This window comes from Desulfotalea psychrophila LSv54, from assembly GCF_000025945.1.
Taxonomy (GTDB): Bacteria; Desulfobacterota; Desulfobulbia; order Desulfobulbales; family Desulfocapsaceae; genus Desulfotalea; species Desulfotalea psychrophila.
On sequence record NC_006138.1, the window covers coordinates 1,132,859 to 1,146,363 of the forward strand.

General features: G+C 48.0%; 9 protein-coding genes and 1 pseudogene. 8 read left to right on the top strand and 2 right to left on the bottom strand.

Translation table 11 applies throughout. The features are described 5' to 3' along the window. The first annotated feature begins 8 nt into the window (after positions 1-8). Positions 9-734 (top strand): metallophosphoesterase family protein, encoded by a 726-nt coding sequence (locus DP_RS05030; RefSeq protein WP_011188244.1) that lies wholly within the window; start codon positions 9-11, stop codon positions 732-734. Between the two features lie 23 nt (positions 735-757). Further along, entirely contained in the window at positions 758-2,068 is a 1,311-nt protein-coding gene (locus DP_RS05035) for a protein kinase domain-containing protein (RefSeq protein ID WP_011188245.1), read from the top strand. A 5-nt stretch (positions 2,069-2,073) separates the two neighbouring features. On the opposite strand, the gene ltaE is transcribed toward DP_RS05035, so the two are convergent. Continuing rightward, on the bottom strand, positions 2,074-3,087 hold the full coding sequence (gene ltaE, locus DP_RS05040) for a low-specificity L-threonine aldolase (RefSeq protein ID WP_041278382.1): 1,014 nt from the start codon (positions 3,085-3,087) through the stop codon (positions 2,074-2,076). Positions 3,088-3,329: 242 nt separating this feature from the next. Here ltaE and DP_RS05045 point away from each other — a divergent pair, with 242 nt between their 5' ends. Then, a complete protein-coding gene (locus DP_RS05045) occupies positions 3,330-3,944 on the top strand; it encodes a YitT family protein (protein ID WP_011188247.1) in 615 nt (204 codons plus the stop codon). A gap of 574 nt (positions 3,945-4,518) precedes the next feature. Continuing rightward, on the top strand, positions 4,519-6,501 hold the full coding sequence (locus tag DP_RS05055) for a helix-hairpin-helix domain-containing protein (protein WP_228130170.1): 1,983 nt from the start codon (positions 4,519-4,521) through the stop codon (positions 6,499-6,501). Between the two features lie 29 nt (positions 6,502-6,530). Here the strand turns inward: DP_RS05055 and DP_RS05060 are convergent, their stop codons facing one another. Then, positions 6,531-6,719 carry a tautomerase family protein gene (locus tag DP_RS05060; RefSeq protein WP_041277644.1) on the bottom strand — a complete coding sequence of 63 codons (189 nt, stop codon included), beginning with the start codon at positions 6,717-6,719 and terminating at the stop codon, positions 6,531-6,533. Between the two features lie 125 nt (positions 6,720-6,844). Here DP_RS05060 and galE point away from each other — a divergent pair, with 125 nt between their 5' ends. The 4 genes and pseudogenes from galE to DP_RS05090 all read left to right on the top strand — a co-directional run. Next, positions 6,845-7,873 carry a UDP-glucose 4-epimerase GalE gene (galE, locus tag DP_RS05065; RefSeq protein WP_011188250.1) on the top strand — a complete coding sequence of 343 codons (1,029 nt, stop codon included), beginning with the start codon at positions 6,845-6,847 and terminating at the stop codon, positions 7,871-7,873. A 438-nt stretch (positions 7,874-8,311) separates the two neighbouring features. After that, the gene (locus tag DP_RS05070; RefSeq protein WP_011188251.1) at positions 8,312-8,803 is read left to right on the top strand and encodes a hydrogenase maturation protease; all 492 of its coding nucleotides are present in this window, start codon (positions 8,312-8,314) and stop codon (positions 8,801-8,803) included. Positions 8,804-8,818: 15 nt separating this feature from the next. Next, positions 8,819-10,306 carry a 4Fe-4S dicluster domain-containing protein gene (locus DP_RS17350; RefSeq protein ID WP_011188252.1) on the top strand — a complete coding sequence of 496 codons (1,488 nt, stop codon included), beginning with the start codon at positions 8,819-8,821 and terminating at the stop codon, positions 10,304-10,306. A gap of 66 nt (positions 10,307-10,372) precedes the next feature. Beyond that, a pseudogene (locus tag DP_RS05090) lies at positions 10,373-13,468 on the top strand (FAD-dependent oxidoreductase); the annotation flags it as partial. Positions 13,469-13,505 lie beyond the last annotated feature (37 nt).

Genomic DNA, 13,505 nt, shown 5'->3' on the forward strand with positions numbered 1-13,505 from the left:
GAGAGTCTATGAAAATAGCTATTATCTCTGATGTTCATGGTAATTATGAGGCCCTCTCTGCTGTTTTAGCGGATTTGGCCGGGCGCCCCTATGATCTCCTGATAAGCCTTGGCGATAATATTGGCTATGGGCCGGAACCGGAACAGGTTCTGGTCCGCATGCAGATGATGAATATCCTCTCTGTTGCCGGCAACCATGAGAGGGCAATGTTTGATTCTCAGGCCTACGACGGATTGAATTTTCAGGCTCAGGAAAATAACCTGCGCACGCGTGCTATGCTTTCGCCTGAAAGTCTTCTTTACTGTCAAGCTATGCCGGATTTTTGGGTTCAGGACAGGGCTTATTTTGTCCACGGTTTTCCTCCGGATTCTTTTAGTAGGTATCTGTATGAAGTTCCGGATGAGGAGATTAGGGAGTACCTTGCCGGTACCGGGATGGATGTCTGCTTTGTCGGTCATACCCATCGTCCGGCTTTGTTGGAGGTGGAGGATGGGCAGCTCATCACCACTAAGCTTGGGGAGGGTCATTTCGTCCTCGATCCTTGTCGCTCCTATATTGTTAATGTGGGTAGTGTGGGCCAGCCCAGAGGCAAGGATAGGCGGGCGCAGTATGTGCTTTGGGATAGCCTCAGTCATGAGCTTCAGGTTATCTGCCTCTCCTATGATCCCCTGCCAACCATGAAAAAAATACGTGCCCTGGGTTTTTCAGAAAATTATGCGAGCAGGTTGCAGTAGGGGCTGTCCGCAGGGGAGAAGCTATGAAGAGTGTCGGAGCCTATGAAATTGTAGGTCGTCTTGGTCGTGGCGGGATGTCGACGGTTTATAAGGCGAAAGCGCCCTTTAGTGGTCGTTTGGTTGCCTTGAAGATACTGCAACCTCGTAATGAGGTTTTTGTCGATTTGGTTGGCTGGGCTGCTCTCTGTCGTGCATTTTTGGCAGAGGCACGGATCATGGCAGGCTTTGCCCATCCGCATATCGCCCAGGTTGTTGACTGTGGAGAGCATGAGGCTTGCCCCTATATTGTTCTGGAGTATTATTCCCATTCGGTGGGAGGGGTGTTGGGCGAGGCCTACCGGATAGAGGAGAAGGCTCGGCCTTTACAGCCCGGAACAGCTCTTCGTTATCTCCAGCAAACCCTGAAGGGGCTTGTCCGTTTGCATGCTGCAGGTATTATCCACCGGGATATTAAACCCTATAACCTGATGCTGACAAGTGATAATCGGATAAAAATAATTGATTTTGGTCTTTCCCGGGTGCGGGGGGAGGAGCTTCTGGCAGTGCCTGGGATGCAGGTGGGCTCCCCTTATTATGCAGCCCCGGAGCTTCGACAGAGGGATGGGCTGGTTGATGGCCGGGCCGATCTTTATAGTTTAGCTGTTGTGGCCTATAGGATGCTGACCGGTTGCCTGCTTGGCACAGAGGCGGTTCTTCCTGCTGCCTGGCCCCGGGATTGGCGGGCGTTTATGGAGAGATCTCTCCAGCTTAATCCGAAAGATCGTTTTGCCAGTGCCGAAGAGATGCTGGTGGCCATGGAAGGCTTGGGCGAAGAGTGTCTCGTTGGCGAGGAGCTATTGCCTCAGGCAGCGGTCGGTAAAGCCCATATCCTTCGCAGTCAGCCGCAGCGTATCCTCTTTAAGGATGTTGCCCGAAAACTTGGCCTTGATAAGCTGTTGAGGCCCTTGGTCTCTGCTTCATCTGAACTGGTTGAAATTGATTCTTTTCAGGCGGTGGACAGGGGGGCAGGTCTACTCTGGCAACGTCGTGGCTCTGGCTACCCCATGACCACCTATCAGGCACATCACTATATAGAGCATCTCAATGAGGTCTGTTGGCGTGATAGGCAGGATTGGCGTCTTCCGACTCTGGCCGAGTTACTCACCCTTCTTCCCTGCAGGGGGCAGGCGACCCTTTCTGCCCCGGGCCGCCTCTTCTCCTCTGACATTCACTGGTTGTGGTCCTCTGACCTGAGTAATAAAAAGCAGGCCTGGGCCATGGACTTTATGGAGGGCTATGTGGAGAGGTTGGATAAGGACGGCGCAGCGTCGGTCTGTGCCGTATCCTCTCTGTAATGTCTCTATAGGGCCCCTGCAAAAAGTCCTATCTGTTTGATCACATAGTCTATATCCTCACCACTGATATCGAGGTGGGTGACAAGGCGGGTGGTCTTATCCTCTGAGATCAGGATATTTTTTGTCTTAAGGAACTCTGCCAGCCGTCTGCTCTCCTGAAATTGAACAAAGACCATATTGGTTTGGACATCTTCGCTAATTTGGCAAAAAGTGGGATACTTTTTCAATCCCTCCTGGAGTCGTTTGGCGTTGTCATGATCCAGGCTGAGTCTTTCTACATGGTTTTCCAAGGCATAGAGGCCAGCGGCGGCAAGAGACCCTGCCTGACGCATCGCTCCTCCTGTTACCTTTCTCCATCTTCTGGCCTGGTTAATAAGGGGCACACTTCCACAGAGAAGAGAACCCACCGGTGCGCCTAAACCTTTTGAAAGGCAGATGGACGCCGAGTCAAAGAGACCGGTGATTTTCTTGATATCGATATCAAGGGCAACGGCGGCGTTGAAGGCCCGGGCTCCGTCGAGATGCAGGGCGAGGCCCTTCTGCAGGCTGAAGTAGCGTGCTCGCTCAAGGTATTCCATGGGTAAAACCTTGCCGCCCTGGGTGTTTTCAAGGCAGAGCAGGCGGGTTCGGGCATAGTGAAAATCATCGGGTTTGATTTCTTCTTCAATCCTGTCGAGATCGAGGCTACCGTCCTTTGCAAACTCAATGGGCTGGGGTTGGATACTTCCCAGTATGGCAGCGCCACCGCCCTCGTATCTATAGGTGTGGGCATCTTGCCCCACCAGATATTCGTCGCCTCGTCCGCAGTGCGACATAAGGGCAATAAGGTTTGCTGCCGTGCCACTGGGGGTGAAGAGAGCGGCTTCGAAGCCAAAGCGTTCTGCTGCATAATCCTCCAGCATGTTGATGCTGGGGTCATCGCCATAGACATCATCGCCTACTTCGGCTCTAAACATGGCCTCTTGCATCTTAGGAGTGGGTTTTGTTACCGTGTCGCTTCTTAAGTCTATTGTCTTCATAGTTGTTCCATCGTGACTGAGAGGTTGATTTTGTATGCTCTTCACCTGCATCTTTGTCTACATTTAATAAAAAAAAATATATTTGTACATTGGCAATTTAAAAGAAAAATCTCCATTTCTATATTGACGAGTGGGAGGCGACACTATATAGAGTTGTCCTGCTAAAAATGTTCCCTGTAGCCTCTGTGGCTAGCATTGTTCTGGGAAGAAAAAATGAGTAAATAGAGAGAAGGAGTTTAAGGATGGACGGTGTTCTTCAGGTGGAAAGGCATACGGCGATTGAAGATGTGGTCGCGGTGGTAACGGGAACGGCTTTTGTGGCCTTTGGTGTCTTGTTTTTGCAGGCAGCAGGGCTTGCCACGGGAGGGATTGTGGGGCTCTCTCTGGTGGTTGAGTATCTGACGGGTATTCCCTTTGGTGTGCTTTTTATTGTCCTGAATATTCCCTTTTATTTTCTTGCCTGGGTACGGCTGGGAAAGGTCTTTACCCTGTCCAGTATATTTGCCGCTACTTCGGTCTCCTTTGTTAACAAGATGCTCGGTTTAGGAGTGACGATTAGTGTGCTCTCACCTTTGCTCAGCGGTGTTATTGCAGGATTTCTGATGGGGGTGGGCATGTTGATGCTCTTTCGGCACCGGGCAAGCCTTGGCGGCTTTAATATCTTGGCCGTATATCTGCAGGAAAAGGGTGTTATTTCTGCTGGTAAGGCCCAGATGATGCTCGATGCCTGCATTCTGCTCGTTCTTGCCCTTTTTGTCGGCGTCGATTCCCTGCTTCCCTCGGCCCTCTCCGTTGTTGTTCTTAATCTTGTCCTTGTTATGAATCATAAGAATGGTAGGTATCAGGTGCAGTACTAGGTGCTTTTTTTCTCTGCGCCTGCTGGTGGTTTTTTTTCTGTGCAGTTGTGGTTAACGAATAATTAGGCTATATTGTTGTATTCCTATAGAAATTGTTGGTTGTGCAGGTCCTGCCGATAGTGACAGGTTCTGGGCAATCTGTTTATATTTTTAATTTAAGGAGAAGACAATGAATTCAAATCAAGTGAGGTGCGGAGCTGGATGTAGCGGCAAGCGAGTGAGTCTGTTTCTGTTGAGTTGTCTGTTTATGGTGTCGATGAGTTCTGTTTATGCTTTAATGCTTGCTGGGCCTGTGTCGGTATTTGTATTCTATGCCTTTCCAGCTGTCTTTCCCTCTTATGCTCAGGCCCTTTTGTCTACTAGCCTCTTCTTTAGTCTGTTGTTTCTCTTTATTACCGTTTTGAGTCGTTTGGCTCAGGCATCTTTAGAGGGTGCAAGGTATTTTCGTAGAACATTTTATTATGAATTTATATGTCAGTAGGATCTTTTTTCTGGTGAGCTGGTTGCCAGTAGATTCGTGCTCTTTTGTGCTGGTAACCCCTGGTTACCAGCATTTTTTTTACAGTTTGTGATTATGAAAAAAATAGATTTGACCGAGAAACAGAGAGATTTACTAGTAGATGTCCTCGATGCAGAGGCCGGTTTTGCCGAGGAAAAATTGCTTGATATTGCCAGTGGGGCAGTGAGCCCTCTTTTTCTTTCAGAGAGTGATCTCCTCTCTTTTTTGCAGGCGGCAAATGCCCTTTACCGGGCAGGATATCCTCTTCTCAGCGATGAGGCCTATGACTTTACCTTTCTTACTGAGCTACGTCGCAGGAATCCACAGCATCCCTATCTCCTGCAGGTGGAGGCGGAGCCTGTTCAGCAGGGTAAAACTGTTGAACTTCCCATGCGGATGCTCTCAACAGATAAGGCCTATGATTTGGAATCTATCAGGCGTTGGGGCCGGCGCATTGAGAAGGCCGCTCAGGAGAAGGGGATAGATTTTACCTCCTTGGTGTTTCGAGGTACGCCAAAGCTGGATGGCTTTGCCGCCTACGATGATGGCAGAAGGTTGTATACTCGTGGCGATGGTAAAAAGGGTACAGATGTGAGCCGTGCCTTTGCCAGGGGTTTGCAGGTTTCCCGCGGTGGTTCGCGGGGCTTGGGGGCGGGGGAGATTGTTGTAAATAAGGATTATTTCACCGAGCATCTTGCTCAGTTTTTTGATAATTCGAGAAACTTTCAGGCAAGCCTGATTAAGGAGAAGACCCTGGCGCTGCCCGTTGTCAAGGCCATAGAGGCGGGGGCTGCGATCTTTTTTCCTTTTTCAATGCTTCCCGATTGGCGGGGCAGTTGGCTGGAGCTCTTGCAGGAATTTGAGGAGATTGTCGAGGGTCTCTGGCAGAAGGTTCCCTATGAGATAGATGGGGTAGTCTTTGAAATTATTGATGAAGGGTTGCGGGAGGTGATGGGGGCGACGCGTCATCATCATCGTTGGCAGATAGCCTTTAAGAAGAACACTGAGATTGCAGAGGTCACCGTCCTGCGGGTACGGCCACAGACCAGCCGTTTAGGGCGGGTGAATCCGGTGGCCGAGGTTGAACCGACCCGTCTGAGCGGGGCCTTGATTCAACGCGTTACCGCTCATCACTATGCGATGGTGCGGGATAGAGGTATTGGCCCTGGCGCCCGGATTCGTATGTCTCGGAGCGGCGAGGTTATTCCCAAGATTGAAGAGGTTGTAAAGCCTGTTGCTGCCGCTCAGTTGGACATCCCTGCCCACTGCCCAAGCTGTGGCTCTGATCTTGCCTGGGATGGCGACTATCTTTTTTGTTTGAATAATATGTCCTGTCCGGCCCAGATAACAAATTCCATGGAACATTTTTTTAAAATCCTGGGCAATGTCGATGGTTTTGGTCCATCTTCTGTGCAGAGGCTGTACGAGGGGGGGCTTGTCGACCTGCCCGCTCTCTATGCTATGGAGTCTGCAGATTTTGAACAGGTGGGGTTTGGTCCTAAACAGGCAACTAATATGGTGGAGCAGCTTAACAGGAGCCGGGAGGAGTTGATAGAGGATTGGCGTTTTCTGGCGGCCTTTGGGGTACACCGATTGGGCATGGGTAACTGTGAAAAGTTGCTCAGGTATGTGCGGCTGGAAGATGTTTTCAACCTGAGCGAAGAGCAAATTGTCGCTGAGATTAAGGGCTTTCAGGAAAAGACGGCCCACTCTATCTGTGCGGGGCTTGCCGGTATTAAGGATCTTTTCTTCCAGTTGTTTGCCCTTGGCTTTAAGCTTGAGCCGACTCCGCTTCTGGCAGAAGGTGGGCAGGGAGAAAAAAGCCCAATCTCCGGTAAAACCATTGTCTTTACGGGGGCGATGCTTGCCGCTAGCCGTGGTGATATGGAAAAGCAGGCCAAGGCCTTGGGGGCAACGGTGGGAAAATCTATTACGGGAAAAACCGATATGCTTGTTACGGGGCAGAGGGTGGGGGCGACCAAGATGGCCAAGGCAGAAACGCTTGGGATAGCCATTCTCTCGGAAGAGGCTTACCGGCAGCTGGTTTCTCTAGATTAAAGGGGCATCTGGGATGCCCCTTCTCTGCCCTATTTGGGTGTGTCAGCAAGTATGCCTGCCTTGGCAATATTTTCCGGTGCCACCTCGTCGATAAAGATGAGAATGTTCTCAGCTGGCTTATTCGCCTCCCTGCTGATTACCTCTGTAACACCTTTGCTGATATTTGCCTTCTGTTCTCTGGTCAATTTTCCCCCAACGCGTATGTTAACGTATGGCATTTTGTGTCCTCTAACTTATGGGTTTTAGAAGAAATGTCTATTCTTCATGTGGAATTAGGTATATAATAAAAATATTATCATAATACAAAAACTAAAAATTAAAAATCAATTTAGTGAGGCGGTGGATGGGGGCATCACGTATCCTGCTGACAGGCGGGGCTGGTTATATCGGCAGTCATACCTGCCTGGAACTCTTAGAGGCGGGCTATCAGGTCACCGTTGTTGATGATCTGTCAAACTCCTCCTATGAAGCCCTCTGTCGGGTAGAGTCACTTACGGGAAAAAAAGTAACCTTTCATCAGGTTAATGTTTTTGATGAACAGGCCCTCGACGCTGTTTTTCTCAATGCCCCGGAGTCCTTTGCTGCGGTGATTCATTTTGCCGGACTTAAGGTTATTGGTGAATCTGTCGCTGAGCCACTTCGCTACTATCATAATAATATTACGGGAACCTTGGTTCTCTGTGGTCTTATGGCTAAACATGGGGTGAAGAATATCATCTTCAGCTCTTCGGCTACGGTTTATGGTGATCCGGCAAGGGTTCCCATAACCGAGGACTTTCCTCTTTCCTGTGCCAACCCCTACGGTCGAACAAAGTTGATGGTGGAGGAGATTCTTGCCGATCTTCATGGGGCAGATCATGAGTGGAACGCCTGTCTGCTTCGCTATTTTAATCCGGTTGGCGCCCATAAAAGTGGCCGGATAGGGGAAGATCCAGATGGCATTCCTAATAATCTTATTCCCTATATCGCTCAGGTTGCCATTGGTCGCCTTGACTGTCTCTCGGTTTTTGGTAATGATTACCCAACGGTTGATGGCACGGGGGTACGGGACTATATCCATGTGGTTGATCTGGCCAAGGGTCATGTCTGTGCTGTGAAAAAGGTTCTTGAGGGTCGGGGTGTCACAACCTACAACTTGGGCACGGGCCTTGGTTATAGTGTGCTTGAGATAGTGGATGCCTTTTCCCGGGCCTGCGGACGTGATATTGCCTATAAGATCGTGGCGAGGCGAGCTGGTGATATAGCAGCGTGCTATGCGGATTCCGCCAAGGCTCTGACAGAGCTTGGTTGGTCGGCCTCTCTGGGGCTTGCGGAGATGTGCGAAGATACCTGGCGTTGGCAGGAAAATAATCCTACGGGATATCGCTCATAGGAAATCTTGAAAAAACCGGTAAATTCGATAAGAAACAGTCTCGATTGCTGTGCCTATGCTGTAGGCACAGAGATCATTTATTTCGAATTTTACCTACCTTTATAATAAATTTTATTTAAAGGTTAATACTTTGTAGTAAGGGACGTTAAACGTTTCCCGACAGAGGAGGTAAAACTCCTGAATTCCCCTCTGATTTGATCTTTTCCCGTAGTGGCTTCTTGCCTCTCTAAGGGAATCTGCTTTGATAAAAATAAACATCGTTTTAAAATTATCTGCTCAACTTATCTGAGAAAAATGTAAATGAGGACCGGAATGGCTGTTATTTGAAAAAGCTATATCTGGTAAAGCTTTTTTCTTATTTTGTTTAGTAAGTGATAATGGTAGGTTCTGAAAATATATTAAGTATAAGGCAAAGTAATATTAACTATAAGGTAGGGTATGTCTTTGAAAAAGTGTTCTACAATGATTTTTGGTTGCGGCAATATAACCATGGGGGATGATGGTTTTGGTCCCGCTGTGATTGATGAGTTGCATGCTCATTATGAATTGCCCGAGGGGGTACAGGCCATCGATGCGGATACCGGTATTCGCGAGTATCTTTTTGATTATCTTCTCTCTGAAGAGGATCGGCCTGATCGTATAATTGTCTTAGATGCAGTTGATTTCCCTGATAGAAATCCTGGCGAGGTGTTCTATATCGCGCCCGATAGCATTCCTTCCCAAAAGATTCATGACTTTTCGCTTCATCAATTCCCTACAGTAAATATGTTATTAGAGTTGGAACAGTATACAGGAATGGAAATAAAGATATTGGCAGCCCAAATAGAGTGTATTCCGAAAGAAATTGCTCCTGGGCTGTCGGAACCAATGTCAAAAGCTGTTCCTGCGGCATGTGAGATGATCTCACAAATTCTTTTAGAAAAAAGCTAAATGAGGTGACCTTTTATGAAGTATGAATTTAAAGTCAGCGAAATAGCAGAGGAATTTGGTGTTCATTCGACGACCATAAAAAATTGGATTAAATCCGGTTCTCTTTCTGCAAAGGAAGGGCCTGGATCCAAATATCTTATGGAGTTTAGTGACTATCAAGACTTTTGCGATCGGTTTGGAGTTGAACCAAGTGTTCGACCTCTGAACCATGTACACAAGGATCCGTGTACTATTCAACAGGAAGCACAACCTATACTTGAGCCGATGACGCTTGATGGTAAAAAGAGTGCGCTTGCAGTTGATCCATCATGGGCGTCATCCTGTCTAACCTGCGGCACCTGTGCTGCCGCCTGCCCTATTGCTGGTGTCGATGGGCTTGATCCACGTAAGATAGTGCGCATGGCAGTTTTGGGTATGGATGAGGAGTTGATAAATTCGACCTGGCCATGGAAGTGTACCATGTGTGGCAAGTGCGAGGAGTCCTGTCCTGCAGATATTCAAATTACAGCCCTCATAAGAAAAATTCGCGGAGCCCGTGAAAGAGATCTTGTTCCAGGTCCTATTCACAAGGGTGTGATGATGTGTCTTGAGCGTGGTAACAACCTTGGTATTCCAAAGGATGACTTTGTCTTCCTTCTTGAAGAGCTTGGTGAAGAGCTTGCTGAGGATTGCTGTCCTGGTTTTGTAACTCCCGTTGAGGTTGAAGGCGCTCGGGTGATGGTTACCGTGAACTCCAAAGAACCCTTTGGTGAGCCCGATGATATGAAGTGGTGGTGGAAGATTTTTTATGCCGCGGGAGAGTCCTGGACTATTCCATCTGAGCATTGGGAAGGTGTTAACTGGGGACTGTTTTCCGGTGACGATGAGTCACAAAAAAAGATTGTTGGTCGACTCGTAAATAATATGAGACGGCTCAAGTGTAAGGTACTGTTGCTACCCGAGTGAGGCCATGCATATTTCGCGACCCGGTCTGGGTTGCTCAAATGGTTTCCTGAAGCACTTGAAGAATTTAAGATTGTTACAGTGTTTGATCTCCTCCTCGAGTATCTCCACGAAGGAAAAATTAAGCTTGATAAAGAGCTTCATCGCAATATTCCAACCGCATATCACGATCCCTGTAACTATGGTCGTAAGTCCCTGAAGGCTTTTGGACAGGCATATTTTGAAGAGGGGCGTGAAGTAGCAAGTGCCTGTTGTGATGATCTTCGCGAGTTGAATCCAAATAGAAACGGTGCATACTGTTGTGGTGCTGGTGGCGGTACATGGGCCTTACCGTATAGTGAAGAGCGTATTTATTATGGTCGAACCAAGGCACGACAGATTGAAGAGTCCGGGGCAAAGCTTGTTGTAGCTCCATGTCATAACTGTCGCGATCAGATTATGAAGTCCCTGAAAAAAGAGTATAGCCTTGATATTGAGGTGAAGTATCTTTGGGAACTCATTGCTGATTCTTTGATTATGCCAGGTAAGGATAAGGCAGAGCCAGTTAAAGAGCATTACTAAAGTATGCATATCTATTTGGGCCTTTTGGAGCCAAATATTGACCAGGAATGATCTGTAAGATATTTACAGACTATCTATATTATTAATCGAGAGGAGACACCTGTCATGCTGGACAAGAAGAAGGTTGGGTCGGTAATGATTGTGGGAGGTGGAGTAACGGGCATGCAGTCAGCCCTTGATCTCGCTGATGCCGGATATTTCGTCTACCTGATTGAAAAATCAGGTGCTATCGGCGGAGCCATGGCTCAGTTGGATAAAACTTTTCCTACCAACGATTGCTCGATGTGAATTATCGCGCCTAAATTGGTTGAGTGCGGTCGGCACTTAAATATAAAGTTGATGACTCTCAGTGAAGTAACTAATATCGCAGGTTCTGCGGGTGACTTTACTGTAACTGTAAAAGAATCTCCACGTTATGTGGATATGGATAAATGTATTGCCTGTGGTGCATGTACTGATAAATGTCCGAAGAAGGTCGATAGCGAGTATGACGAAAAGACCGGAAAGCGTAAGGCCATTTTTGTAAAGTATGCCCAGGCGGTACCACTTAAGTATCAAATTGATCCTCTGAACTGTCTGCGTCTTACCGCCATGCGTAATGGTAAGGAAAAACTTCCCTGTGGATTTTGTGAGCAGGTTTGTGACGCTGGCGCTATTAACTATAACGATACCGAAAAGACTCATGAGTTGAACGTAGGTGCTGTTGTTTTGGCTCCTGGCTTTGAGTCCCATGATCCCACCGGAGATGGTGTTTGGGGTTATGGCGTATATCCAAACGTTATTACCGCCATGCAACTGGAGAGATATCTCTCTGCCTCTGGGCCAACCGAGGGCCATATAGTTCGTCCTTCCGATGGACAGAAAGCGCGAAAAATAGCATTTTTGCAATGTGTTGGCTCTCGTGATCAGAATCTCTGTGATAATGGTTACTGCTCTTCTGTCTGTTGTATGTATGCGATAAAAGAAGCTGTTATGGCCAAGGAACATGTAGCAGGGCTTGAAACAGACATCTTCTATATGGACATGCGTACCCATGGCAAAGAGTTTGATAAGTACATGGAGAAAGCCAAAGAGAAATCAGGCGTACGTTTCGTCCGATCTCGGGTAAATGGCGTTGAACCTCAGGGTGAGGCCGGTGATCTTCGTTTGAAGTATATGAACGAAAATGGTCATCAAATAGAAGAGTGTTATGACATGGTTGTCCTCTCTGTGGGCCTTCAAACTCCAAAGCATGTGTTGGAGCTTGCCAAGACTGCGGGTATTGAGATCACTAAGGATAACTTTGCCAAAACGCCAGATTTTGCTCCGGTCCAAACCTCTCGTGAGGGTGTTTTTACCTGTGGTGCCTTTGCCGGTCCTAAGGATATTCCTCAGTCTGTTGTTGAGGGTTCAGCGGCAGCTGCAGCGGTTGCTGAACTGCTTGCCCCATCCCGTAACCAGTTTACCCACTCGGTAACCTGGCCAGCAGAGCGTGATATTCGTGAGGAAGAGCCGAAGGTTGGTGTCTTTATTTGTCATTGTGGTTCTAACATTGCCGGTGTGGTTGATGTGGCAGCGGTTGAAGAGTATGCCGCAACCCTTCCTCATGTGGCCTATGTTGAGAGAAATCTCTTCTCCTGTTCTCAGGATGCTCAGGAAAAAATTGCGGCAACCATTAAGGAACAGGGTCTTAACCGTATTGTTATTGCCGCCTGTACGCCACGAACCCATGAGCCTCTGTTTCGTGAGACTCTGAAGGCAGCAGGGCTGAATGAATACCTCGTTGAGATGGCTAATATTAGAAACCATGACTCCTGGGTTCATTCCGATAACCCTAAAATGGCAACGATTAAGGCCAAGGATCTGATACGGATGGCTGCTGCCAAGGTAGTCTTTGGTGAGTCTCTTAAGCCTATCTCTGTACCCATTAACCAGACAGCTCTGATTATCGGTGGTGGTGTAGCTGGAATGACTTCTGCCCTGAATCTTGCCGAGCAGGGTTTTAATGTTAATCTTGTGGAAAAAAGCGATACCCTTGGTGGTGCTGCTTTGAAGATTAAGCATACCTGGTCCGGTGAAGATGTTGCCTCTCAGGTGGCGACCCTTGTCGATAAGATCACCTGGAACGACAAGGTTACCGTTTTCAAAGAATCTGAAGTTGTTGCATCCGAAGGTTTTGTCGGTAACTTCAAGTCAACCATTCTCCATGGCGGTGAAGATTACAACGTTATCAAGCACGGTGTTGGTATTGTGGCAATTGGTGGAGTCGAGTACAAGCCAAACGAGTACGGTTACGGTGAAATTGCCGGGGTAAAGACCAGTACTGAGTTTGATAATACTCCCCTCAGCCCGTCTGCCAAGACCTTTGTCTTCATTCAATGTGTTGGTTCCCGAGAGGGAGACAATATGTACTGCTCTAAGGTTTGCTGTACCCATTCTGTGCAGTCTGCCATTGAGCTGAAGGAAGCTGATCCGGCGCGTAATGTTTATATTCTCTATCGTGAGATGCGTACCTACGGTCAGCGTGAGGCATTGTATCAAAAGGCTCGTAAACTTGGTGTTATATTTATCAATTACGAGAGTCACGGTAAACCTGTGGTAAGTACGGTTGATGGTGCTATTCGAGTGGATGTTTGGGATCATGTCTTGAACTGTCCGCTGAAGATTATGGCAGATAATTTGATCCTGGCTACAGCCGTTCGGCCAAGTACTGATGCCGGAGCTATCTCTAAGCTGTACAAGGTGCCTGTTGATGCCGATGGCTTTTTTCTTGAGGCCCATGCCAAGTTGCGTCCCGTTGATTTTTCAACGGATGGAATGTATGTCGCAGGTATGGCCCATTATCCCAAGCCTATTGAAGAGTCTGTGGCTCAGGCACTTGCCGCAGCTGCCCGGGCGGCAACGGTTCTCTCTAAGACCGAGGTAACACTTGATGCTGTGAAGGCCACCGTTGATCCCGACTTTTGTGATGGCTGTGCCCTCTGTGTGGATGTTTGCCCATACGGTGCCATTACCCTTGGTTCCCGTTCGGATGATCTGCCTAGTCGTATTATCAGCGTTAATGAGGCGAAGTGTAAAGGCTGTGGCTTATGTCAGGCGACATGTCCTAAGAGAGGCGTCTATGTTGCTGGATTTACCATGCAACAGATAAGCAGTCAGATTGCTGCCGCTCTTGAGGTCTAGTCGTTACCTGTACATAAAATGAACATGAGGATTAAAT

Excerpts from the sequence above, each read along its gene's own strand:
- DP_RS05060 (WP_041277644.1), bottom strand. The coding sequence starts at position 6,719 with ATGCCATACGTTAACATACGCGTTGGGGGAAAATTGACCAGAGAACAG.
- DP_RS05055 (WP_228130170.1), top strand. The coding sequence starts at position 4,519 with ATGAAAAAAATAGATTTGACCGAGAAACAGAGAGATTTACTAGTAGAT.
- galE (WP_011188250.1), top strand. The coding sequence starts at position 6,845 with ATGGGGGCATCACGTATCCTGCTGACAGGCGGGGCTGGTTATATCGGC.
- DP_RS05045 (WP_011188247.1), top strand. The coding sequence starts at position 3,330 with ATGGACGGTGTTCTTCAGGTGGAAAGGCATACGGCGATTGAAGATGTG.
- DP_RS05035 (WP_011188245.1), top strand. The coding sequence starts at position 758 with ATGAAGAGTGTCGGAGCCTATGAAATTGTAGGTCGTCTTGGTCGTGGC.
- ltaE (WP_041278382.1), bottom strand. The coding sequence starts at position 3,087 with ATGAAGACAATAGACTTAAGAAGCGACACGGTAACAAAACCCACTCCT.
- DP_RS05030 (WP_011188244.1), top strand. The coding sequence starts at position 9 with ATGAAAATAGCTATTATCTCTGATGTTCATGGTAATTATGAGGCCCTC.
- DP_RS05070 (WP_011188251.1), top strand. The coding sequence starts at position 8,312 with ATGTCTTTGAAAAAGTGTTCTACAATGATTTTTGGTTGCGGCAATATA.